Raw genomic sequence first — 23,216 nt, 5'->3', positions numbered from 1 at the left:
TCTTAGGAGGAGGTTCCGTGGTAGCCACGACGTCACTGTTCAAGCGCAACGCCATCGCGGGGTGCCTCATCGCAATGACCGCGATCGGCGCCCTGACGGCGGCCTACGGGCCGTCCATTCCCGCGTTCAAGGACCAGTACGGCATCAACGACACGGCCGCCGGGACCGGGCTGGCCATGCAGTCCTTGGGCGCGGTCGTCGGGGTCCTGCTCAGCCAGCCCCTCATGCGCCGCCGAGGCAACCGGACCGCCCTGGCCGCCTCGATGGGCCTGGTCACCGCGGGCGCGGTGATCGTGGCCACCGCGCCCACCTGGCCCCTGATCCTGGCGGGCGCCGTGATCACCGGTGTGGGACTGGGCGGCTGCGACGTCCTGATCACGCAACTGCTCATCGTCGGCACCGGTGCCCGGGGCCCAGCCCTGGTCAACATCGCGCACGCCTGTTTCGGCCTGGGTACCGCCGCCGCCCCCGCGCTGATCGCCGCGGTGGGGGCCGCCCAGTACCGCATCGTCTTCGCCGTGATCGCCGTGATGGGCCTGATCGGCGCGGCCACCCTCAAGGGCGTGGCTCCCTCGCCGGGCCCGCACGAGCTGGTTCCCAAGGCCGGGCAGCACACCCACCACAGCCCGCGCCGCCGGGGCCTCGGCGTGGCCGTCGCCTTCGGCTTCCTCGCCCTGTACGTCACACACTTCGGTGCCCAGTCCGGAATCGGCAACTGGGAACCCACCGTCCTGGCCGACCAGGGCTTCACCGCGTCCGGCGCTGCGCTGGCCACGTCCGGCTTCTGGCTGGCCATGGTCGCCGGCCGGTTCGTCGCGGCCGCCCTGCACCGGCGTGTCGGCCTGGCCCCCCTCGTGGTGGCCAGCTGCATCGGCATGACCGGCGCGTCCGCTCTCGCCCTGCACGGCTCAATGACCGCCTGGGCCTACCTGCTGACCGGCTTCTTCATCGGCCCCATCTTCCCCAACGGCCTGACCTGGATGGCGACCACCGGCCACGCCCACGGCAACCGGTTCGCCTACGTCATCGCCGCCTCCATGATCGGCATGGCCCTGGCCCCCGTCGCCCTGGGAGCCGTCATCGGCGCCCACGGCACCGCAGCGCTGCCCCCGGCCATCCTCGCCATCGCAGCCCTCACACTCGCCTCCAGCGCCCTGGTGGCTGCGCTCACCCGCACGCGCCGTCCCCGCCCCGGCCACGAGATCACGCCCGAGCAGGACACGGCCGCAGACGCCCCCCGCGCCCGCGAGCACAGCCCGCACTGACCCCAGCCCGCACGAGCACGATCCCCGGGCCGGCATCACGACACCGGAAAGGAGCAGTTGCCCAGATGCGACCAGCGATGCTATGCCGCCGTCTCCGGGCTGCGCTCCGGCCCGGCCTGCGCCTCGCGCGCGGCGGTCCGGTAGAAGCCGGGCGCCGTGTCACCGCACAGCGAGCAGATGGGACGGTCCTCATTGGCAGGGTCGCGGTCCATCTCGTAGGCGACGTAACTCTGTGCGCAGCGTGCGCACCTGATGCGGGCCGCCCAGGCGTCCTCGACCTCCTCACGCAGGTCGCCCGGGCGGATCAGGACGGCCCTGCCCACCGGCTGCCACCGATCCAGCAGCGCGTACAGGGCGGCAGCGAGGGGAAGGACGATGATGATCGCCCAGGTGGCGCCGAAGTCTCCGGCGAAGGCCAGCAGCAGGACGCCGACCGTGGCCGAGCACAGCCACGACGTAAGGCCCGCGGGGTTGAGCAGCGTGAGGCGGCCGGGCCGGAATTCGTCGGCCGCCGCCGACGGCGGCGCGGTGCGCGAGCGCACGATGTGCACGCACGCGATGGCCACCCACGCGGCCACGAACACCGTCTGGTAGTTGAGCGCGGTGAGCAGGAAACCGATCACGTCAGCCAGCATCAGGACGTAGACCAGCACGCCCGCGACCGCCGCCCAGACGTAGCGCGGCCTGAACCAGCGCAGCGCCCGGCTGCCGAACGCCTGCAGATTCAGCGACGCCACATAGAAGTTGGTCGTATTGATCCGGCTCTGGGTGACCCACACGAGCAGTACCCCGGCGAACCCCATCAAGGAGATCAGCGCGAAAACGGCCGAGGTCTCCGAGAACGCCCCGCGGATGTCGATCGTCTGCGCCAGGAAAAGCCCGGCCAGGCCGTTGAGCACGAAGGTGACCAGCCAGAACGGCAGGCCGAAGGTGACACGCGCGTGATACGTCGCGTGCTGCGTGCGGGACATCCGGGCGAAGTCCCACAGGTACATGATGAAGACGAGCTGGCTGAGGTAGCCGCTGAAAGACAGCACCCAGCCCGGCCCCACAGTGGTGACCGGCCGGGCGGGCATGTAGGAGATCCAGGCGGAGTCGTAACCGAACTCGGCGACGGCCCACACCACGGCGGCAACGATGCCGACCACATAGACCGGCAGCAGCCAGGCGTTGAACTTGTCCAGCCACACCCGCACGCCGCCGAAGGCGAGCGCGACCGCGACGGCGACCGCGAGCAGGTACCAGACCTGCAGCGGCAGCGTGCCGGCGTACTCATGGAACGCGATCGCGATGATCGACGTCTCGAACGCGCAGTAGTACAGGGCCGTCACCGCCACCAGCAGACTGACCAGCGCGCCGCCCCAATAACCCATCAGCCGGCGGCTGAACATCGCCAGACTCGTCCCGGTCCGGGCCGCGTAGGGCACCACGATGGCAGCCGCGACGGAGATGACGACCGCCGCCAGCACCATGCCGATCAGGGTGTCGCGCACCCCCACCGCCAGCGCCAGGGTCTGCGGGAAGACCAGCCAGAACATGGCGCTGAACACCGACAGCCACGCCATGGACAACGAGCCGCGCGAGCTGCGCCAGCTGCGGGGCACCACATGCCCCGAGAAATCGTCGGTGGCGGCAGCCTTCAGAACCGCCGGGTCATCGTGGAAGGAGACCTCGAAAGAGGGGTTGCTCATGTGTGTCCTCGCTGGGTTTCAAAACCTCAACCGGATGCGCTCAAAGCAGGGAGGAGCGCCGAACTGGGCGGGTGCCGTACGCCCGAGAGCCGCGGCGGCCGCGGGGCCGCCGGGAGGCCACCCACTGGTGAACCTATTTAGACCAGTGAGGGCCATTGGTTGTTGGGGCGAGACGGTACACCGGCCCCCCGGGCCTGTCGACCATTCGGTGAGGAAAAGTCCGCGGGGCACCGCCTCCGTGCTTGCGCGGACCGGCGGCCGGGCTGGACCCGTCGCGAGTGCCGCCGACTGGCAGGCATGCGGCGGCGCAGGGGCGCAGGTTCTGGCGGTGGATCAGCGACGCCGGGGCGTCAGCGGCGCGAGGCGGTCACAGGCTGTGGCCGAACAGCTCGCGCGAGACGTGCTGCAGGTGGGCGCGCATGCGCAGCCGGGCCTCGTCGGGGTCGCGCTCCTCGATCGCCCTGACGATGGCCTCGTGCTCCTGGCAGTAGTTCTGCTGCAGGCCGGGGCTGTAGGTGCGCTGCTTGAGCCGGCCCCACACCGGCTGGTGCCGGCTGTCGATGAGCAGCCGGCTCGTCTCCACGATCAGCGGATTGTGGGTCGCGACGGCGAAGCTGTGGTGCAGGAGCGTGTCCCAGTGCTCGAACTCCGCGGAGCTGGCGGCCTGCTCGCCCTCTTGGTGACAGCGCCGCATCTCCCGCAGGTCCTGTTCCGTGGCGGAGATGACAGCGGTGGGCAGGAACTCCGGCTCGAGCACCAGACGCGCCTGCATGATGTTGACCGGACTGGGCGCGCCTGCCTGGGCGGCCGGCTCGGCCTCCGTGCCGGGCGCGACGAAGGTACCGCGCCCCACGTGCCGCACGACCACGCCTTCGTCCGCCAGGGACTTCAGCACGGACCGGACCACCGCTCGACTGGCTCCGGTCGACGCGGCGAGGTCGCGCTCCGTGGGCAGCTGCGCGCCAGGGGCAAGCTTCTCCTCGCTGATCACCTGCGCGATGTGCGCACGGACCACCGCCGCGGGCCCCACAGTCTGCACTTCTGCCACCTCCCCGGAACAACCAATGCGACCCATCGTGGCCGCCACGGTCTACGTCTGCTGGAGGAATGGCGCACAGCCCCTCCTCCTGAGCCCAGGAGCCTAACAGGCTCACCCCAGGCCAGCGCGCGATATCCCGGCCCGAGCGCCCCCTGCAGGAGGCGTGTTGCAGCCTTCGATGCACCCCTCCACCGCAGCTTCGAACGGTCGACGGGCAACCCGGCCGCCCGCGCCGCTCGCGGGTGTTGCGGAGCCTTCGCCTGCCGACCGAGGCTCCGAAAGACCCCGCTGCTCGCAGGCTGCCGCCCCGGGCGGCGCGCCGGGGGGCCTGCCCCATGCGGGGCGACGGAATGGGGCCGCGCGCAACCATTGACGGCCAACCAATCGATACCTATGGTGAGCCGAAGGTTCACATTGGTTTAGCGCAACCGGAGGATCAATGCGCTTCGCGCGCTCACATACGGAGAACTACGGGCCGGTTCTGTGCGTACTGGACGAACAGGGCGCCGAGCCCCGCATCGTGTGGGACGAGAAGAACCAGCGGCCCTACACTCGCCTCCAGGAACTCGTCGGACTCTCGGGCGACGAACTCGCCCGGCTGGCCACCCGCCCGGGGCCCCCCGGCTGGAAGCTGCTGGCCCCCCTCGTGCCGGACCGCAACATCTTCTGCGTCGGCCGAAACTACGCCGACCATGCCGCCGAGTTCGCCCGCAGCGGCTTCGACGCCACGCACTCCGCCGACGGCGCCGAGGTGCCCGACAAGCCCGTCATCTTCACCAAGCCGGCCCACTCCGTCATCGGCCCCGGCCAGGAGATCGACCCGCACACGGACATCACCTCCGCTCTCGACTACGAGGGCGAGATCGGCATCGTGATCTCCAAGCCCGGCTATCGCATCCCGCGGGCCGACGCCCTCGACTACGTCTGGGGCTACACCCTCATCAACGACGTCACCGCCCGAGACATGCAGCGCGACCATAAACAGTGGTTCCTGGGCAAGTCCCTGGACACCTTCTGCCCGATGGGCCCCTGGGTGACCACGGCCGACGAAGTCGACCCCGACAAGATCACCCTGCAGACATTCGTCAACAACGAACTCCGCCAGGACTCCGACACCTCCCGCCTGATCTTCGACATCCCGGCCATCATCGAGACCCTCTCCGCCGGAATCACCCTGCAGCCGGGCGACGTGATCGCCACCGGAACCCCCCAGGGCGTCGGCATCGGCTTCAACCCCCCGCGCTACCTCCAGCCCGGCGACGAAGTCGTCATCAAGGCCAGCGGCCTGGGAGCCCTGCGCAACACCATCGCCCACCCCACCCCGGCACACACCCCCACAGGAGGAGCCACCCAGTGACCACCAGGCAATACCCCGTCCACGTCGAGGCGGACGGCAAAAGCGTGCAGACCCGCGTCCTGGACGCAGGATCGGGCAGCGACCTCGTCCTGTGCATCCACGGCGTCGGCTCGCGGGCCGACCGGTTCACCCCCCTGCTCGAGCCCCTGGCCGCCCAGGGCTACCGCGTCCTCGCACTGGACCTGCCCGGCCACGGCTTCGCCGACAAGGGCACCATCCCCTTCACCGTCCCCTACTGCGCCGACATCGCCAGCAAGGTCGCCGCCCAGTACACCCACTCGCGGCTGACCGTCATCGGAACCTCCCTCGGCGGCCAGATCGGCGGCTACATGGCACGCAACACCACCACCCCCGTGCACCGCCTGGCCATGGTGGGAACCCTCGGCGTCGTCCCGCTCGACGAGAAGGAGGGCGCCAACATCAGCCAGGTCATCCTCAAGCAGCGCGGCGTCGAGGACTGCCGACGCAAGCTCACCGCCCTCATCCACGACACCGCGCGAGTCACCGACGCCTGGGCCCTGGAGGAATCCAGGATCAACAACTCCGCTGGCGCCGACGCCTCCTTCGACGCCATCGGCCGCCACTTCGAAGGCCCCATCAACGACCACCTCATCGCAGCCGACGCCCAACGCCTCGCCGACCAGGGGGCACCCGTCGGAATGATCTGGGGCAGCGAGGACACCATCGTCTCCGCCGAGACCGGGCGCGCCAGCATGGACCGCCTGCCCGACCTGCCCATGGCCTGGATCCGCGACACCGGCCACGCCCCCTACTGGGAGCGGCCGGCCGCCTTCATCGACGCCCTCAACTGGATCTTCGCCGACACCGCCACCCGGCACGGCCGCGAACGCACCTTCTGACGCCCAAGGCCACCCGGACCCGCCGGCGACCAGCCCCACCCCACTGAACAACCTCATCCTCTGAACGGGAGCACCCCATGTCCGTGAAGTTCACCCCGCACATCCCCGACCTGGGCAAGCTGTACGGCGCCTACTCGCCGGCCTCGAGCGGGACCGGAACCGTGCACTCGATCGCCGGCCAGCTGGGAGGACTCCCGGACGGCTCCCTGCCCGGCGACGGCAGCATCTACGCCCAGACCAAGCAGTCCTTCGCCAACGTGCAGACCGTCCTCAACGGCATCGGCCTCACCTTCGCCGACGTACTGCGCTTCAACACCTTCATCGTCGACCGCGCCTCCATCCCCGAGTTCATGGACGCCCGCCGGGAAGTCTTCGCCGAGATCTACCCCAACGGCGAATACCCGCCCAACACCCTCGTCCTCGTCTCCGGCCTCGTCGAAGAGCAGTTCAGCGTGGAGATCGAAGCACTCGCCATCGGCTAAACCCAGCGGCCCACCGCGAGCGGGCGGCGCCCACGCTTCTCCCCAAGCAGTCGGCACCGCCCGCCCGCGGACCCGCCCCACCTGTACGCCCGGTGCGTTCGAAACGACCAGCAAAACCGCAAGCCCGAGACCCCCGCACCACGGAGGCCCCGGCGGAAAACGGCAAAGAGCAGGAGTTGGACAATGGCGAAGCAGTGGATGTTGATCGAAGGCGGGGACGTCATCACCGGCGATGGCTCCACCATTCTGCGCACCTGTGACGTCCTCGCCGAAGGCGACCGGATCGTCAAGCTCGGCAGCGTCGACGCAGAAACCGACATACCCCGCGGTGTCACACTGCAGCGCATCGACGCCCGCGGCAAAACCGTCATGCCCGGACTGATCGACGCGCACTGTCACATGACCTACGGGCTGGCGCGCACCGAAGAAGAAATCAGCATGTACACCCCGGCCGAGCTGCGCACCCTGATCGCCGCGGCCAACATCGAAAAGGTGCTGCACGCCGGGGTGACCAGCATCTCCCAGCCCGGCGGCTCCTTCTACATCGGCGTCGGCCTGCGCGAAGGCATCCGGCAGGGGCTCGTGCACGGCCCCCGCATGACGACCGCCGGCCGGTACCTGACCACGAGCAACGGCCTCACCGACTGGTTCCCGGACACCACCGGCAACCCGGAGGCCAGCACCGGACGGCTGACCAACACCGCGGACGAGATGGTCTCCGAGATCCGCCACCAGGTGAAGAACGGCGTCGACCTGATCAAACTGGCGGACAGCCCGTTCGGCGAATTCCAGGCATTCAGCAACGACGAGATGAAGCTGTGCGCCGACACCGCACACCGCTTCAACCGGCGCATCACCATCCACGCCCGGGGCTCGGACGAGGTCGGCGCGGCCGTCGACGCGGGTTTCGACCACATCATGCACGGCAACATGATGACGGACGAGGTGATTGACAAGCTGGCGAAGTCCCAGATCCCGCTGGTCCCGACCCTGCTGTTCATGCACCACATCGTCGAGTTCTCCCACCTGTCCGGGATCCGCCCCAGCATCGCCGAGGCGACCAAGCGCATGAACGAAAAAACCATGGACTCCCTGCACCGGGCCCACGCGGCCGGCGTCAAGTTCGGCATGGGCACCGACAGCGGCTTCGCCGTCGTCCCCTACGGCGAGTTCCACGCCCGCGAACTCGAACTCCTCGTGGAATACGCCGGGATGACACCTCTGGAGGCCATCCGCGCCGGCACGCTCAACAACGCCCCCATGGTCGGCCTGGAGGGCGAGGTCGGCGAGGTCGCCGTCGGCAAACTCGCCGACCTGATCGTCGTCGACGGCGACCCCAGCGTGAACCTCAAGCTGCTCTACACGCCGGGCAAGATCACGCATGTCGTCCTCGCCGGCGAACTGCAGACCTTCCCCGACGACATCCGCACCCGCTACCTGCGCAACAACTACCTGCCGCACGACTACGGCTTCGAGGTCATGTCCTACGAGCGCGCCTTCGAGGGCGGCGAACGCCCGGTCACCCAACTCGACTGGAGCACCGAGCAGCGCGAGGACCTCGTCTCGGACCTGCAAAAGCGCGAGCACGAGGTCGCGGCCGCCGCCGAATAGCGCACCGCGCCTCCAGCCGCCGGGCCGGACCCGGATGCTTCACTCCCCGACCGCCGGATCACCCCCGGCGGCCGGGCAACCCCCAATCTCCGCCCGACACCCTGCAGCAGCACACCGCACAACGTCCCAGACGAGACGCAACCGCTGACAGCCCCGCCCCGGCACGGTCGCCCCCGCGCCTGTGCCGTACTCAACACCGCACTCTGACGGCTCCACCCCGATCCAGGCACTTTCCAACGCATCTTGGAGGTCTACGGATGGCACCGCGAACCGCAGAAATAGCAGGAGCCGGCCTGGCCGGTCTCACCCTGGCCACCCGGCTCGCCCAACTCGGCTGGCACGTACGGCTGCATGAGCGTAACGACGAACTGCGCATGTACGGTGCCGGAATCTGGCTGTGGGAAAGCGGCCTGCAGACACTGGAAACCCTCGGGGCCTTCGACCAGGCCACCAAGCGGGCACGCACCATCCGCGAATGGCGCATCGCAGACCACCGCGGCAAGCCGCTGATGTCGCGCTACACCGGCCCCGGCGACCGCATGCTCCTGCCACCCCGGGCCGACCTCTACGCCGCGCTGATCGCCCGCGCGGAGTACTACGGCGTCGACATCGTCACGTCCTCACTGGTCACCGGAATGTCCGCGGACGGCCGGATGGAGTACGCCAACGACAAATCGAGCCGCGCCGACCTGGTCGTCGCCGCAGACGGCGCGTACTCCCGCCTGCGCGAATCGATCTTCTGCACCGCATGGATGGACTTCGGCAGCCAGGCCGGCATCCGCATGCTCATCGACCGCTCCGACGACCAACCCGACGATACGATCATCGAGTACTGGCACGGAGCACGGCGCCTGCTGTTCAACCCCTGCACCGACGACCAGGACTACATCTTCCTCAGCGCCCCGGTCGGGGACGACCGCGCCGGACGACTCCCCGTCGACCGCGATCTGTGGGCGGCCGACTTCCCCGCTGTCGCCGACCTCGTGCACCGCTTCGCCGAGGACGGCCGGTGGGACCGCCTGGTCAACGTCCGCTGCCGACGCTGGAGCGCTGGCTGTGCCGCCGTCCTCGGCGACGCCGCCCACGCCATGCCGCCCAACCTGGGACAAGCCGCGAACACCGCCTTCATCAACGCGATGGCCCTAGCCGCCCTCGCGGAACAGAACAAGGACATCACCACCGTTCTGCCCGAATGGGAGCGACGGCAAAAAGCCATCACCGACCACGTGCAACGCTGGTCCTACTACTACGGTTTCGTGCTCGGCCACTGCCCAAGCCCACTGCTCGGAGCCCGCGCCCGCACGCTCGGGCGCCTGTCCCAGACCCAGTGGTTCGACCGGAACCTCAACCGCGGCGCGCGGCACCAGCCAATGGGTTCCCTGGCAGCCCACTGACCCGCTCGGCCGCCTGGAAGCAGAGACGGCCCCCGGGCCAGGGCTGCGCCTCCCGGCTGCTTCTGCCTTGCCGCCTCGTTTGACGCGGCGTATGGGCGTCACCACACGTCCCGCATCTTGTTGACCACCTGGTCTTCGCGCGCCCGGGCATGGGGACACGCGGCCGGACAGCGCTTGCTCTCCCCGCGATCACCGGGGGGAGGGTCCGGAACTCTTGCGTGTGCGCCCGCAATCAGCCTGACCAGTAGCAAGCCCTCCCCGAAGGGCGGGCGGAAACCGGCGCCCCGGCAGGATTCGAACCTGCGGCCAAGCGCTTAGAAGGCACGTGCTCTATCCGCTGAGCTACGGGGGCTGACCTGCGTAAACGCAGCTTCCGGGAGCTGTCCCCAAGGTCGCGGGGGACACATGGGGGAATCGCGGATTCCCGGTGACCGGGGGACGCAAGCGCTCCCTGATCGGGCAGTACGTAGGGTCTCACACTATCTTCACGCCCCCGAAGGCTCTCGCGGAAACAATCCCGCACCCCGTCGGCGTTGGTGATCTCCGAGCCGAGGAGGGGAAGGTGTCGGGCCTGAAGCTGTTCCGCACGGACACGACGAATAGCGGCATGACGGAGGTCACGCCGCGTCTTGCTGAGGTCGAGGCCGATGTGCAGGGCCTTGTCGAGGCGCACATGGAGACCCTGCTGGGCGTCCGGTTCCTGGCGAGCGAGTACAGCACTGGGCCCGCCCACGGGGGCCGGATCGACTCGCTCGGACTGGACGAGAACGGATCGCCGGTCATCGTTGAGTACAAGCGCGGCACGGACGCCGGCGTCATCAACCAGGGCCTGTTCTACCTGGCCTGGCTGATGGACCACCGGGCGGAGTTCGAGCACCTGGTCCGCGACCGGCTCGGGGTGACGGCCGCGTCCCAGGTCCTGTGGAGCGGACCGCGCCTGATCTGCATCGCCGGCGACTTCACCCGTTACGACGTGCACGCCGTGCGCGAGCACCGGAGGTCGATCGACCTGGTCCGCTATCGACTCTTCGGCAGGGACCTGCTCGGGCTTGAGACCGTGGCCTCCGTGAGCGGGGGCACGCAGGTGTCCCGCCAGGCGCGGCGCCAGGCTGTTGCCCGGGCGGCTGCTGATGTCCGGGGGTTGGCGATGCGCGAGTTGGCGGGTGCGGTCGATGAGGTCCTGCTCGGGCTCGGGGACGGCGTGAACCGGGTGGAGCGCAAGACTTACCGGGCGTATCAGCGGCTGCGGAACTTCGCCTGCGTGTGCCCGCCGCAGCGAAGCAAGCTGCTGGTCTATCTGAAGGTCGACCCGAAGGACGTCGATCTTGTTCCGGGCTTCACTCGGGACGTGTCCGGTCTCGGTCACCACGGCACGGGTGATCTGGAGGTCCAGCTCCGTACGGTCAGGGACGTGGAGCGGGCCCAGGACCTGTTCCGGGCAAGCTACGCGGCGGCCTGATCGCCTGCAGAGGCCGGCCTCGTGAGGGGTTGCGGCACGTGTGGTGTCTTGGTCGTGGGGGGAGCCTCTCGACGTGCGGGCAGGGCGTGGCGGTGGACTGTCTATGGTGTGCGGGATCGCCGGTTTGGCCAACCGGCGATCCCGCGCTATGTTGCCCCGCTCGTGCGGGGCGATGGTCAGCGTGAACGGCTGGCGGGTCGCCCGGTGGTGACCGCCGGAACCGACGGCAGGCTGGCGGCTAGGCGGGTCCTGTGCTCACTGGCCGGCTGCGTCTGGCGTGTGCCGGTCTCGTGGGCGAGAGATTCGGAGAGGTCGGCCAGTAGCGAACTCGGGGTGTGCGGGGACGCGGTGATGGCCCACGTGGGCCGGTCCGGGTCGGGGCCGGCACAGATGGTCCAGGTGGCTGGGCTCTGGGGGGCCTGCGCGGTCAGTGGGTCAAACCGAACGCCTGCCTGCCCGTCGGGGGACGTCCACCGGATCCCGTGCCCTGTCAGGGTGTGCTTCCACCCGGCCTCAGTGAGCGGCTGTGTGGCTGTGGTGACCGTCCTCTCGCCCACTGGGACGCCGATGACCGTGTCCCAGCCGTCGCCGTCGGCGAGGTGGTTCAGCAGATTCTGCAGTACTGGGGCGGGGGTGGCGCTGGTCGCGGTGAGGTGCCACATGCGGTCGGAGACAGGTGTCTCGTAGGCGGCCACAGTCCAGGCGGTCTCGCGGCCTTGGGTTTCGTGGACGTGTTCGATGCGCAGGGTCTGGGATTCGTGGATGGCGTGGGTCGTCTCATCGGACCAGGTCCGCCACTTCTCGAACTGGCGGTGCTTGTCGAGGAAGGCGTCGAGGAGGGCGTCGTGGTCGCCGGCATCGGCCAGGTAGACGGGGACGGTCTCCGGCTCCCGGCGGGCAGGGTCGGGCTTGGACGCGGTGACGTCGAAGACCGAGCGCGCTGCGATGGCGGCGCGTTCGGTGTCAGTCAGGGGTGCCGGTCCAGGGCGCGTCCCGTCCGCGTGAGTCTCCTCGAAGGCGAGCAGGGCGCTTGCGAGTGAGTCGAAGGTGTCGGCGACCTGACGCAGGTGGTCCTCGCCGTGCAGGTAGACGGACTTGCCGCCCTGGTGGAGGTATGTGCCGACCGCGATGGTGGTGTGGCCGTCGTGGGCGTGGGCGTGGATCAGGAGGTGGCCGTTGCGGATGTCGTCGTGGATCTTCTGGGCCTCGCTGGATACCTCGCGGATTTCGCTGCGGGTGAGCCAGGGCATCGGATAGTTCACCCAGGTCCATTCCTCGTCGATGGCCTCCTGGAGCCGTGGGGTGATCTCGACGGTGATGCCTTCGGCGATCAGGTGCTGGGCGGTGTCGGCGGCCCAGTAGGGCTCCTCGTGATCGATGCGGGCCAGGACCAGGACGTCTGTGGCGGCGACGCTCCAGCCGGCAGCCTCTAGAGCCGTGAGGGCGACGCGGGCCTGGCTGCCGGTCAGGACGGCTTGCACGGCGCTTGGGTGTGTGGGGTGGGTGTCGAGGCGGACGTGGGCGTCGATGGGGTCAGTCACGTGGGGGTCTCATCTGTTCTGCCGGTGGCCGGGCCTGCGGGTCCGTCTGGCAGTGGCGTATTTGGGGTTATCGGGTTGCTCGTGTGGATCGGGAGGGGTGTGCGGCCGTGGTGGTCGGCGGGCTGGCGCGGGTGGCGGGCGCCGCTCGCCGCTGCTGTGGCGGGGTGGTTCCGGTGGCGTGCTGCCAGCGGGTGCGGACGGCGGCGATGTCGGCGAGGGCGCGGCGGGCGCCGACGACGAGCTGGAAGGGGGTGTTCGCCGGGTCGCAGGCGTATGTCTCGATGCGCCGTCCCGTGTGCTCGGCTGTGGCCAGCAGGGAGCGCTGTAGGGCGCGTTCGGCCCAGTGCCCGACGGATCCGGCCGGTTCGGCCAGCATGCGCAGGACCTCGCCTGGATCGGCGCCGTCGTTGAGCAGGCCGCGCTGCTGGGCTTCCCACAGGACGGTGACGGGGTCGATGGGCTCGTCGCGGCGGGCGAGGGTGGTCAGGCACTGCCACAGGCCGGCGTGCAGGGGCAGGGTGAGGTCGTCGGGGAGCAGCCACCGGACGGCGTCGATGTCGTCAGGGCGGGCGGTGGCGGTGGCGAGCAGCAGTTGCTCCTCCTCGACCGCCTCGGTGTAGTCGGGGGCGGCTGCGGGAGGAGGTGCCGGGGTGCGGGGGAGGACACCGGAGCGCGGGGGGAAGCGGTTCGCGATGTCGTCCACGACCGCGGCAAGCGCGTCCGCCTCGGCGAGCACTGTCTGGACGGGGTGCGGGAGGCTGGCGTCGTGGATGGTGTGGACGAGGCGTTCGGCGGCCGTCAGCAGGCGGCGGCGGGCGTGCTCGGCCTCGACCATGCGGGCGTAGGCGGGGGCGTGGCGGGGCCAGGGGCAGACCTGGACGAGGGCGTGCAGGTAGGAGGCGGTCAGTCCGCGCGCCTCCTCCAGGGCGGTGGCGAGTACGCGGTCGAGCCACATGGTGTTCTTCGCGTGCTCGGCGGGGTCGGGCCGCGGCAGGGTGCTGATCGCGGCGTACAGGGCGGCGTGCGCGGCGGTGGAGAACGAGTCGGCGGTGATGCCGCTCACGTCGTCCAGGCGGTGCGGGTTGAGGAGTAGGGCGCCGAGGAGGGCCTGCTCGACGTGGAAGACGGGTTGGGGCGGTGCGATGGCGTCGAGGTCGTCTTCGTCGGGTTCGGGGGTGTGGGGCATCAGGCGGCGAGGGTGAAGTCGTCGGGGTCGAGGGTGACCCCGAGGTGCGGGGCGAGGAGGTGGCCGGCAAGCAGCGGGGGCACGGCGTTGCCGATCTGGGAGAACTGCTGGCCCTTGTTGCCGGCCCAGGGGTAGTCGGCGGGGAAGGTCTGCAGGAGGCCGGCCTCGCGGGCGGTGATCCGGATCGGCTCGGGAACGGCCGGCGTATCGGTGTCCGTGGCCGAGGGTGTGGCGGGTTCGGCGACCCAGGTGCACTCGTTGGCGCGGTGCCCGAAGAACAGCGTGCCGGCCGGCTCGGACAGCGGACGGACGGTGGCGTTGGCCTGATTGTTGCTGCGCAGGGACCAGGACCAGCGGTGGGCCTCGGCGGTGAACGTGGGCGTGGACGCACGGTTGTCGCGGATGCCGTGCCGGGCCGCCCACCCGGCGCCCTCGCGGCGGGACTGCAGAACCACCCCGTCCGGACGGGGCATCCACGTGCCGCGCTCCCGGGCGTCGGAAAGCGTCTTGCGGGAGCCCGAAGGGAACGGTTCGGGGCCGCCGCCGGGCCCACCTCCTGCGCAGACGGTGGGGACGGGCCGGTCGGTCGCGCCCCAGCCCAGGGCTTCGGCCATGCTGACCCAGCGGGCGCGGCCCGGACCGAACAGCGATTCCGGCTCGGCGAGCTGGGCGTGCGTGGGCGTGGGCGGCTGCGCCGTGCGGACGCGGGAGGCCAGGAGGATCGCGCGCTTCCTGGTCTGCGGGACGCCGAAGTCGGCGGCGTTGAGGATCCCGTACCAGACGGAATACCCCCAACCCCGTAGGACGGCCGCGTACTGCTTCCACAAGGGCAGCACGTCCGGTACTTCCTCCATGGCCACCCAGTCGGGCTCGCCAACCCTGTTCAGTGCGTACAGGTAGCGCATCGGCTCGGCGGCGAGCAGGGAGCGCTCGTCGCGGCAGGCGGTGAGGAGGTATTCGCGGGTGTCGCGGCCGGCGGCCAGGTCTTCGACCGCTGCGTGCACCAGCGGCTGGTCGACCAGGCCGAGGCGTTTGCCGGCCGTGCTCCACGCCTGGCACGGCGGCGAGGCGATCACCCCGCGGGTGCGGCCGAGGAACGGCCAGGTCGGATACCTCGCCACGTCGCACCGGATGGTCAACTGCCCTGCCGCAGCTCGTGTCTTGCACGCCCACGGGTCCCATTCCAGGCCGACGTCGCGCACGCCCAGGACGTGCAGTGCCCTGCTCCAGCCGCCCGGCCCCGCGAAGAGGTCGAGTATCACGTGGCCAGCCCGAAGTCGTCCCGTGTCAGCGCGTCGGCGTCGCCGCGGCACGCCCAGGGCGAGCAGCCGTCCTCGACACCGTTCTCCAGGACGTCGGCCTCGTCCGCGCTGATCCGCAGGGCGGCCCGCTCGGCAGCCGTGACGTGGTCGATGGGGGCTTCGCTCAGCGGGACGCGGGAGCGGTGCAGGAACGCCTCGCCGAGCAGCCTGTTGTCGGTGGCGTTGGCGCGGGCATTGCCCTGCCGGATGGCTGCGTCGAATTCGACGACGTCAGCCCACTCGGACGGAGAGGTGTCCCTGATGTGCCGCCACTGCGCATTTCCGTGGAACGGGCATCCCAGGCAACTCGACTTCGGCGTATCTGCGAGACCGAGCGAAGTCAGGTAGCGCACGCAGTCGGCCCTGCTCCAGGGCATGTCCAGAAGGGGATGCCGGTTACGCATGTACTTGACGTCCGCGTCCTTCGCGCGGTGGAATTCATCCGTGGAGATGCCTACCCACTGCTCGACGAAAACGCCCTTCGGAATGCGTGCCGGATAGGGGTATCCGAGCAGTTCGCGAACCTTCTGCTTGATCGGCTTTACCTTATATTCGCCGGTGCACTGCCGTCGGGTCATCCCAGGTCGCCCGTCCTTGTTGAGGATGTGGAGCGGCATGGATGCGAAACGGTGATCCGGGTTCAATGCGTCGTCGCGGATATTTCCGGCCGACACGCGCAGTACGGGTATCCCGGCGGGCGCGGCTATCTCTTCTTCCAGCCGTTCAAGGTGGGCATAAACCGCTTCGGGTTCCCAGCCGGTGTCGGCGAAAATCGCGTAGTCGACCTTCGGGAGAATGCCCTCGGCTGACAGGGCGAGGAGAGTGCTGGACTGAACTCCCGCGCCGAGGGAGAGGGCGCGGAATCGGGGCTGATCTGAAATGGTCTGTCCTGGATGTAGGAAAGGGGGGCGCTCACATCGCCGCTGTCGCGTCACTGGCAGGGGGATTCCGGCCACTCGCGGGCGTCGCAGAGGGCGGGGATGCGGTCGAGGAGGTCGGCGGCCGACTCGATGAACTGCTGCGGTGTCGGCCCGATCAGGACGACCCGCCGTGATGTGGCGGCGGCCTGGCGGCGCTGGTTCTCCACGGCGCGGGCAAGGGCAGCCGTCAGTTCGGCGGCGGCGTCCTGGGCGGCCTTGGCAATCTGCGCGACACGGTGAAGAAGCAGCAGGTCCGTAGGGGAGGGCCGCGACTTCTGGCGGCTGCGGGTGAGAAACAGCCGCAAAGCGATGCCGGCGAGGTCCTGGGCGTCAGTGATGTGCGCGGCCAGTGTGGATGCGTCCCGTTCGGCGGGCAGGGCACGCAGGGCCTGGTGCAGACAGGACGCGTCGGAGGCGATGCGGGCCAGGACCGGGACCGGGTTGGTGGAGTCAGGCACGGGTCTCCGTGGTGGCGTAAGGGGTCAGGGCGTGGGCGAACGCGGTGGTGAGCACCGGGGCCTGCTCGGGGGCGGTTATCAGGGCGCGGACGACGGGGGTGCCGATGACGACGGCGTCCACCAGTGGTGCGACGCGTTCCGCGAGCGCTGGTGTGGAGATCCCCACGCCCGACACGACGGGCAGGGGGCTCGCGGCGCGAAGGCGTGTCGTGAAGTCGGCGAGCGCGGGCACGTCGAGCGGGCCGCGGTAGCCGGTGGGGCCGGTGCTGGCGGGTGCGTAGAGCCATCCCGACGCGTCGGCGGCCACGGTGGCGAGACCGGTGTCGGCGAGGTGGCGCGGGACGAGGCGTGGGGTGGAGAGGTTCACGGCCTTCGCTGCGGCCTGCCAGCAATCTGCCTGGTCCTCGGGCAGGTCGACGACCATCGTCCCGGCGGCGCCCGCGTCGGCGAGCAGCCGGGCCAGGCGTTCGGGGCCGTGCCGATGGACGGGATCCCAGTAGGTCATGACGACGGTCGGCCGAAGGCCAGCGGCATGCTCGACCGCGCGCAGGGCGCGGGCGAGGGCGTTTCCACGGCTCAGGGCGCGGCGGTAGGCGGTTTGGATGACGGGCCCGTCGAGGCCGGCGTCATGGTGGGAGAGGCCGATCTCGAACAGGTCGGCGCCGGCCCGGGCGATCTGGTCGAGTTGACGGCGCTCGGCGCGGGCCGGATGCAGCCCGGCGGGGACGAACACGCCGAGCGCGCAGCGGGGTTGGGAGAGGAGGTCCTGGAGGGAGTCGGTGGTGGCCAGGAGATGTCTTTCTCGGGTGGGCTGTCGCGGCCGGTCAGCGGTGGCGTGGGGCCGGTGAAGGCGGGGAAGCTACGGGGGTGGTGGCGCTTTGGCCGTGGGCGGCCTGGGCACGGGGCGGGGTGTCCGTGGTGGGCTGGTGGCTGAAGGCGGGGGCCACGCGGTCGAGGGCCTGGGCGATCTGCAGGGCCTGGTCGTGAGCCGTGTCGAGCTGCTCGGCGACCTCAGTGGGGACGCGGTCCCACTGGGCTCGGTACTGGTAGCGCTGGATGATCTCGGCGGCGTTGCGCAGCTGCTCGGCGACCTGCCGCAGGACGGCGGTCTGCTGTTCCGGGGCGGTCGCGGTGTGTGTGGCTTGCAGAAGCGCGTCCAGGGCGATGGGCAGCGACTCGTCGGGCGCAGGAAGGCCGTAGAGGGCGGCGTGCAGTGCCTGGGCGTAGACCGTCACGGGTCCGCCCCGACCGCGGCTGCGGTACTCGACGGGGGCTTGCCGGCGGGCGCCGAAACTGACGGTCACGTCCCGGGGAGCGGCCCCGGGGTGGAGCTGGTCGGCGAGGGCACGGGCGAGATCATGCACGGAGGGGGCGTCGGACGTGGAAGCTCCTCGGATAGCGGCTGGATTCTGTAGCGAAGGTCAGCGGGTGCGGCGCCGGGCCGACGGTGTGGTTCGCGGACCGGCGGTGGCAGCTGAGCGGCGGCGGGCGCTCGCGGGGATGTCGGCTGGTGTGGGGATGCCCAGGTGGACACGCGCGCTGAGACCGTGGGCGTACGCGTGTGCCTCGGCAGCGGTGACAGCGCCGAGCAGTCCGCGCTCGTCCAGCCCGTCCCGCGGGCGGTAGGACGCGCCGTCTGCTGTGGGGACGAAGCCGTGTTGCTCCAGCAGCAACCGGGCGGCGGTGGTCGAGGCAGTCACGGCAACCGTGCCGTCCCTGACCTGGAAGCGCAGGTCCGGTCCGCCTGCCGGCTGGTCGGGACTCCAGCGGGTCGTCCAGGAAGGGTCGACGAGGTCGTGGGTGTGGGCCAAGAGGGCGTACAACGCGACAACGAAGGTGTGGCCGTCGTCGGTGGACCCGATGAAAACGTCGGGGATGTCCAGGAGTGACACGGTGGTCCAAGGGATTCGGAAGTGCAGGCCGGGAGGAATGGCAGTGCGCTCGCGGCAACGGACGGGTACGTGCAGCCGAGTCAGGGCGTCGTTGTGCCGGGTGAAGTCGCCGGCGAGGAGCAGGAGGTGCTCGACCGGCGCAGTCGGCGTTCATCTGGGGATGACGGGTTTGGGTGAGGCTGGTGTCAGCGGCGGTGTACGGCGCGGCCGAGCTGGGCGGCGGCGTGGTGGACGTGTGGGTTCACGGCGGCTCGGTGCACGGGGGTGATGAGCGCGTCGTCCAGGTTCTGCACGAGGTAGGGGACGTCACGGAAGGTGCGCTCGACCGGGGTGGTCGTCGCGAGGTGGGTGAAGAACTGGGCGACGAGCCGCTCGGGGGCGTCCTGGGTGAAGGAGGCGTCCCAGTGGGTGTCGAAGCCGTCGTACACGTGGTGCCGGAAGCGCTACGGGGTGTCTTCCGCCGGAGTGTGCTGCAGGTGGCAGTGGCCGTCGGGCGAGGTCAACGTGTCGTCCTCGCGGTGCCAGTGGTTCAGTCCGGCGATCTGCGCGAGGGGGGTGGTGGTGAGCGGGATCCGGTCGATGTGCCGGTCGTCGCCGAGCAGCTGGGGCAGAGCCTGGGTGACGGCGGCGATGGCCTCGATCGGGGTCTGCCGGGTGAAGCGGGCTTCCCAGTACGGCTCGTGGTGTGCGACGGACCACCAGTGGCCGTGGGTGTGACGGGAGTTGAAGTTGACGAACAGGCTGCCGTCGGGGCTGTGGACGCTGATGCGTCCGCTTGCGCGATCGTGCTCGCTCGGCCAGCCGAAGAGGTGGATCAGTGGGCTGATCGCGTCGGCGAGCCGGTCGAAGCCCGCTCCCGCCAGATGGCGCGGGGAGACCAGGACCCGGTCCTGGGGTGCGAAGGGCCTCACCGCCGGGCCTTGTACCGCGGGCGGCAGTGGGCCAGGGCTGATCGGGTGCAGCGCGTCGGTGCCGGTGTGCAGGAGACGTCTGGGACGCGTGCGGGCAGGGCCTCTCGGTTTCCGTCCACCCGGGCGCGGGGTGGATCCGGGTGTGGGGCGCGGTTGTGCGAGGTCATGGGCTGCTGTGGGCTCCGATGGGTCAGTTAACGGCTGCGGGCGGCCGTCTTCGCAGCGGTGGGTGCGGGCGCGGGTGTCGTGCCGGGCGCCCTGCGAGTGGGCGGGCTGCTGATGGCCGTGGCCAGCGCGGTGGTGCCGGCGGGAGTGAGGCGGACTCGGTCCTGGAGCGGGCCGCCCACATAGGCGGCAGGCGCGGATTGTGGAACGCGCTCCGCGAGCCCCTTTGCCTCCAGCGCCCGCAGTGTGCCCAGGAGCACGCGCTCGTCGCGGTAGTGGACGTTTTGCCGTCCCAGGGAGCTGGTGACCACCACGTTCCCGCAGGCAATCTCCCACAGGGCGGTGTGGTGAGCGGCGGTCAGGGTGTGCTCCGGACCGTCGCCTGCTGCCGTCCCCCGGCGGCGTCGGATTTCGTAGGCGAGGGTGTTGGCGCAGCCCATCGCGGCTTCGGGTGCCAAGGCGGTCAGAGTGCGTGCCACCGGGAGCTGCTGGTCCGCGGAGGCACTGCTCAGGAAGGCGAGCTGCTCAAGGCGGACCATTGCGTCCGACAGGTCGGGACTGCGGAAGAGGCGTTCGTCGGTGACCGCTTTGAGGGCGGTGCGGGTCGCAGAAGCGAGTCGCTGGGCGGAGGCGGCGTGGGCGTTGGGCTCGGATGGCGGATGGGCCCGCAGGAGACGGTCGAGCATGTCGTTGTGCTGCACGTACTGGTCTGAGAGCAGCAGCAGGCGCTCAACCGGCGTCGGCGGGGCGGCCACGTCGAACAGGAAGCCCTCGGGTGGTGTCGTCATACGCGGCGCCGGGCAGCGAGCGCGGGCGGCGCGGAGGGCGCCTTCTGCGGGCTGGGCCTTTGGGCCTCGGCGATGAGTTGCCGGTCTTCAGCGCGCGCCGGGAATGAGGCGAGGCGGCGGGAGACCCGTCGCGCTACGGCGCGATAGGTGGTGGCCGCTTGCTGCATCTCGACACCGGCACGGCGAAGCTGATCACGGCTGGTCGCCGGGGTGGGATCGGCGTCCTCGTACAGCAGGATCTCGGTGCGGTGATGGATGGCGAGGTTGCACAGGGTGGCGGCCAGGGAGATCTGGGAGCAGGCGCCGGCGAGGAGCGCCAGGTTCTCGGCCCCGTCCTTCATCGCGGGATATTGGCTGACCGACAGGTCGTGCACCTGCCGCGTGCACTTCATCGCCAGCTCGTGCACTCGCAGGCTCAGGGGTGCGATCTCTCGGAAGGGCTTGGCGATCTCGCCCTCCCGGATGCGTGCCGCCTCCGCGGCCAGTTCCTTCAGGGTGGGGGCCACCTCGCCGAGAAGGCGGGTGTGTTCGGTCAGGTCGACGGTGTGCAGGACAACTCCGGAAGGACGAGGGGCGGTACGGGGCAAGGTGAAGAGGGTGGGTCCGTTGCGGTGCGGGAAAGGGCTCGGTCAGAGGGCTTCCCACAGCAGGCGGGTGACGTGGTCGTTGCCGTGGCCGGCTCTCGGGCGGGACGGGTGTGCCATCCGGCGCGGGGCGGACGGCTGGCGATCACGCGCCACCCGGCGCCGCGCAGCGATGCGCCGCTCTCGCCGTCCTACGTGTAGGTGACCAGCCGTCGGTAGCCGAGGGCCTTCGCCGCCCGCCACGCGGCGCCGTAGAGCAAGGAGTTGGCGTTGCGGGCGCCGTCGCTGGCGGTCCGGGTGACTTCGAGGGTGGCGCCGTCGTCCAGGTGACGGGCCACCGGCCGGCCGACGATGGCCACGGCGCGCAGCGTGCCGCTCTCGTCGGCGGCTCCGACCGAGAAGATCTGTCCTGCGGGCGGCGGGTGGTGACGGTGCCAGGCGCGCACGAAGTCCTTCGCCTCACGGGAGCGGACCGGCACCAGGTGCAGCGGGGCGTCGCTCACGCGGCCGTCCCGAAGTCGGACTGCGTCGGCGCGTGCTTCGCGAGGGCACGCGCCGTGATCGCCTTCGACGCGCGGGCGGACGCCGCGGACAACTCCTGCGCTCCGGGCTCCCGGTACCACGGCCGCAGGTCGAGCATGGCGGCGCGCATGCCGGTGGCGAAGCACAGCGCGGTGCCCTTGGGCAGGGCGCGGATCGCGTCGGCGGGCAGGATCCGTTCCTGGCGCATGCTGACCGAGGTCGACTTCCCGGACTCCGAGTGGGAGGTGGATGTTGTCTCCACGTCGTGGTCGCCGATCAGGCGGCTGAGCTTGTCGGCGAAGTCGGGGTCGTCGATGCCGGAGCCGATGACCTTGACGGTCGAGGCGGACCACATGGCGTCCATGCCCGCGTCTCCCCAGACCTTCTGGCCCTGGCGGTAGGACTGCAAAATCGTGATCGGGATGATTCCGCGACTGCCGAGGTGGGAGTACAGGTCCGGCAGGTCGCTGATCTTGCACACGTTGGCGGCCTCGTCGAGGATCGCCAGCATGGGCGGGTCCAGGCGTCCGCCGGCGCGTTCGGCCTGGGCGGTCGCCGCGCGCATCACGGAGTCCGCGCACGCGGCGATCAGGGCCGAGGCCCCGCCTCCGCCGTCCTTGCTCAGCAGGAACAGCGTGTCGGTGGAGGTGACGAACTGCTCCGGCCGGAACTCGGCGACGTCCTTCTGGGGGGTCACCCAGGCCGCGATCTCCGCGTTGAGGAGGGCGGCGGCGTACTGGCGGGCGGTCTCGTAGATGCCGTCGCGGGTCTCGGGCGGTCCCTCGACGGTGCCCTTGAGCTGGGCTGCGACAGCGGCGAAGCCGTGGTCGCGCAGGATGTCGAGCGGGGTGCGGTCGGCGGGGAAGGCGAGCCACTGCATGATGTCGGTGATCGGCCGCTCATCGAGCGCTGCGGCCAGCAGCAGCTGGGAGAGGATGTTGCTGCCGGCCTTGGACCAGAAGTCGCCCTGCTGGGAGGCATCGACCGAGGCGGCCAGGAAGTGTCCGGCGAGCCGGTTCGCCCCGTCCAGCGTTGTGGCGCCGGCCAGGGGGTTCCACCACATCTCGCGTGCGGCGTGCGCGATCTGCTGCGGGTCCATGGTCCACACCGTCCCCGCCCGGGCCCTGGCCTCGTAAGCGGTGGTGAAGGCGTCGCCGGCGGCCTTGTTCGACGTCAGCAGGACCGGACCGGGCGCGCCGAGCATGGACGGGATAGCCAGCGAGGTGGTCTTGCCCGAGCGGGGCGCCATGATCGCGACAGCGACGTCCTCGAACCCCATCCTCACCTCGTGGCGGCTGCCCTGCAGGTTCCCGAGGAGGATGCCGGTGTCCTTGGCCTCGATGTGCTTGGCGTCCTTCAGACTCGGCCGCAGCGAGCGGGCCTTGTCGGTGATCGCCTTGGCCATCAAAGGCTCGATGTCCCGGGCCTTGGCCATGTCGGTGATCTTCTTCTTCCGGCCGCCACCCTGACTCCTGTGCCGGGCCCACACCACACCGATCACCGCGGCGAGGACCAGGAGGAGGACGACGGGCACGATGCGGGCGCCGACGAGCAGGGGCGTTTCTTCCACGGTGGGCCAGACCTGCTCAGGGTGGAGCAGGGCGGCGGTGGGCTGGTAGGGCGCCCAGCCGCCTTCGGTGAGGTAAGCGGTGATGTTGCCGGACAGCCAGGCGAGGTGGGCAAGGGGCACGGCGATCGCGAGCACGCCGAGCAGGAGGCGCAGGGCAAGGTCGTATCCGTCGCTGCTGCTGCTGCTGTTGGAGGAGGAGGGCAAGGGCTACGTGCTTCCG

23 protein-coding genes and 1 tRNA gene are annotated in these 23,216 nt (G+C 70.2%); 7 read left to right on the top strand and 17 right to left on the bottom strand.

The window, feature by feature from the left end; translation table 11 throughout:
• Positions 1 to 17: 17 nt before the first annotated feature.
• The gene (locus tag ACGF3J_RS36340; protein ID WP_393855780.1) at positions 18 to 1,265 is read left to right on the top strand and encodes an MFS transporter; all 1,248 of its coding nucleotides are present in this window, start codon (positions 18 to 20) and stop codon (positions 1,263 to 1,265) included.
• A gap of 80 nt (positions 1,266 to 1,345) precedes the next feature.
• On the opposite strand, the gene ACGF3J_RS36335 is transcribed toward ACGF3J_RS36340, so the two are convergent.
• Positions 1,346 to 2,956 (bottom strand): purine-cytosine permease family protein, encoded by a 1,611-nt coding sequence (locus tag ACGF3J_RS36335; RefSeq protein WP_393855779.1) that lies wholly within the window; start codon positions 2,954 to 2,956, stop codon positions 1,346 to 1,348.
• A gap of 367 nt (positions 2,957 to 3,323) precedes the next feature.
• Entirely contained in the window at positions 3,324 to 3,995 is a 672-nt protein-coding gene (locus tag ACGF3J_RS36330; RefSeq protein ID WP_393855778.1) for a FadR/GntR family transcriptional regulator, read from the bottom strand.
• Between the two features lie 439 nt (positions 3,996 to 4,434).
• Here ACGF3J_RS36330 and ACGF3J_RS36325 point away from each other — a divergent pair, with 439 nt between their 5' ends.
• The 5 genes from ACGF3J_RS36325 to ACGF3J_RS36305 all read left to right on the top strand — a co-directional run bounded on the left by ACGF3J_RS36325 (position 4,435) and on the right by ACGF3J_RS36305 (position 9,699).
• The gene (locus tag ACGF3J_RS36325) at positions 4,435 to 5,352 is read left to right on the top strand and encodes a fumarylacetoacetate hydrolase family protein (protein WP_393855777.1); all 918 of its coding nucleotides are present in this window, start codon (positions 4,435 to 4,437) and stop codon (positions 5,350 to 5,352) included.
• Positions 5,349 to 6,212, top strand: coding sequence for an alpha/beta fold hydrolase (locus ACGF3J_RS36320; protein WP_393855776.1), 864 nt, complete (start codon positions 5,349 to 5,351; stop codon positions 6,210 to 6,212). The genes ACGF3J_RS36325 and ACGF3J_RS36320 overlap by 4 nt, the downstream gene beginning before the upstream one ends.
• Before the next feature lie 77 nt (positions 6,213 to 6,289).
• Complete coding sequence (locus ACGF3J_RS36315) at positions 6,290 to 6,694, top strand: RidA family protein (RefSeq protein WP_051351870.1); 405 nt, start codon at positions 6,290 to 6,292, stop codon at positions 6,692 to 6,694.
• Positions 6,695 to 6,877: 183 nt separating this feature from the next.
• Positions 6,878 to 8,305: an amidohydrolase family protein gene (locus tag ACGF3J_RS36310; protein WP_393855775.1), complete on the top strand. Its 1,428-nt coding sequence runs from the start codon at positions 6,878 to 6,880 to the stop codon at positions 8,303 to 8,305.
• 257 nt (positions 8,306 to 8,562) lie between these two features.
• Entirely contained in the window at positions 8,563 to 9,699 is a 1,137-nt protein-coding gene (locus ACGF3J_RS36305; protein WP_393855774.1) for an FAD-dependent oxidoreductase, read from the top strand.
• A 278-nt stretch (positions 9,700 to 9,977) separates the two neighbouring features.
• Here the strand turns inward: ACGF3J_RS36305 and ACGF3J_RS36300 are convergent.
• Positions 9,978 to 10,051: transfer RNA gene (locus ACGF3J_RS36300), tRNA-Arg, on the bottom strand.
• Positions 10,052 to 10,261: 210 nt separating this feature from the next.
• Between ACGF3J_RS36300 and ACGF3J_RS36295 the strand changes: the two genes are divergently transcribed.
• Positions 10,262 to 11,158 (top strand): DUF5655 domain-containing protein, encoded by an 897-nt coding sequence (locus ACGF3J_RS36295; RefSeq protein ID WP_362092053.1) that lies wholly within the window; start codon positions 10,262 to 10,264, stop codon positions 11,156 to 11,158.
• A gap of 176 nt (positions 11,159 to 11,334) precedes the next feature.
• Here the strand turns inward: ACGF3J_RS36295 and ACGF3J_RS36290 are convergent, their stop codons facing one another.
• The 14 genes from ACGF3J_RS36290 to ACGF3J_RS36225 all read right to left on the bottom strand — a co-directional run bounded on the left by ACGF3J_RS36290 (position 11,335) and on the right by ACGF3J_RS36225 (position 23,200).
• Entirely contained in the window at positions 11,335 to 12,699 is a 1,365-nt protein-coding gene (locus tag ACGF3J_RS36290) for a DUF317 domain-containing protein (RefSeq protein WP_393855773.1), read from the bottom strand.
• Positions 12,700 to 12,766: 67 nt separating this feature from the next.
• Positions 12,767 to 13,885, bottom strand: a complete 1,119-nt coding sequence (locus tag ACGF3J_RS36285) for a DnaB-like helicase N-terminal domain-containing protein (RefSeq protein WP_393855772.1) — start codon at positions 13,883 to 13,885, stop codon at positions 12,767 to 12,769.
• Positions 13,885 to 15,147: a DNA cytosine methyltransferase gene (locus ACGF3J_RS36280; RefSeq protein ID WP_393855771.1), complete on the bottom strand. Its 1,263-nt coding sequence runs from the start codon at positions 15,145 to 15,147 to the stop codon at positions 13,885 to 13,887. Before ACGF3J_RS36280 ends, ACGF3J_RS36285 begins: the two co-directional genes overlap by 1 nt.
• Entirely contained in the window at positions 15,144 to 16,067 is a 924-nt protein-coding gene (locus tag ACGF3J_RS36275) for a hypothetical protein (protein WP_393855810.1), read from the bottom strand. Before ACGF3J_RS36275 ends, ACGF3J_RS36280 begins: the two co-directional genes overlap by 4 nt.
• 50 nt (positions 16,068 to 16,117) lie before the next feature.
• Complete coding sequence (locus ACGF3J_RS36270) at positions 16,118 to 16,564, bottom strand: hypothetical protein (protein ID WP_393855770.1); 447 nt, start codon at positions 16,562 to 16,564, stop codon at positions 16,118 to 16,120.
• A complete protein-coding gene (gene trpA, locus ACGF3J_RS36265; protein WP_393855769.1) occupies positions 16,557 to 17,297 on the bottom strand; it encodes a tryptophan synthase subunit alpha in 741 nt (246 codons plus the stop codon). Before trpA ends, ACGF3J_RS36270 begins: the two co-directional genes overlap by 8 nt.
• Positions 17,298 to 17,388: 91 nt before the next feature.
• Positions 17,389 to 17,928, bottom strand: a complete 540-nt coding sequence (locus tag ACGF3J_RS36260; protein ID WP_393855768.1) for a hypothetical protein — start codon at positions 17,926 to 17,928, stop codon at positions 17,389 to 17,391.
• Positions 17,929 to 17,985: 57 nt separating this feature from the next.
• Positions 17,986 to 18,456 carry a hypothetical protein gene (locus ACGF3J_RS36255; RefSeq protein WP_393855767.1) on the bottom strand — a complete coding sequence of 157 codons (471 nt, stop codon included), beginning with the start codon at positions 18,454 to 18,456 and terminating at the stop codon, positions 17,986 to 17,988.
• A 185-nt stretch (positions 18,457 to 18,641) separates the two neighbouring features.
• Positions 18,642 to 18,884: a DUF317 domain-containing protein gene (locus tag ACGF3J_RS36250; RefSeq protein WP_393855766.1), complete on the bottom strand. Its 243-nt coding sequence runs from the start codon at positions 18,882 to 18,884 to the stop codon at positions 18,642 to 18,644.
• A gap of 15 nt (positions 18,885 to 18,899) precedes the next feature.
• Positions 18,900 to 19,367: a DUF317 domain-containing protein gene (locus ACGF3J_RS36245; RefSeq protein WP_393855765.1), complete on the bottom strand. Its 468-nt coding sequence runs from the start codon at positions 19,365 to 19,367 to the stop codon at positions 18,900 to 18,902.
• Positions 19,368 to 19,561: 194 nt separating this feature from the next.
• Complete coding sequence (locus ACGF3J_RS36240) at positions 19,562 to 20,320, bottom strand: hypothetical protein (protein WP_393855764.1); 759 nt, start codon at positions 20,318 to 20,320, stop codon at positions 19,562 to 19,564.
• Complete coding sequence (locus ACGF3J_RS36235; protein ID WP_393855763.1) at positions 20,317 to 20,907, bottom strand: hypothetical protein; 591 nt, start codon at positions 20,905 to 20,907, stop codon at positions 20,317 to 20,319. The genes ACGF3J_RS36240 and ACGF3J_RS36235 overlap by 4 nt, the downstream gene beginning before the upstream one ends.
• Positions 20,908 to 21,095: 188 nt before the next feature.
• Complete coding sequence (locus tag ACGF3J_RS36230; protein ID WP_393855762.1) at positions 21,096 to 21,407, bottom strand: XF1762 family protein; 312 nt, start codon at positions 21,405 to 21,407, stop codon at positions 21,096 to 21,098.
• On the bottom strand, positions 21,404 to 23,200 hold the full coding sequence (locus ACGF3J_RS36225; RefSeq protein WP_393855761.1) for a type IV secretory system conjugative DNA transfer family protein: 1,797 nt from the start codon (positions 23,198 to 23,200) through the stop codon (positions 21,404 to 21,406). The genes ACGF3J_RS36230 and ACGF3J_RS36225 overlap by 4 nt, the downstream gene beginning before the upstream one ends.
• Positions 23,201 to 23,216 lie beyond the last annotated feature (16 nt).

This window comes from Streptomyces sp. NPDC048171, assembly GCF_043202655.1.
GTDB lineage: Bacteria > Actinomycetota > Actinomycetes > Streptomycetales > Streptomycetaceae > Streptomyces.
The sequence above is the reverse complement of the archived record's forward strand: the minus strand, read 5'-3'. Positions and strand labels throughout refer to the sequence as shown.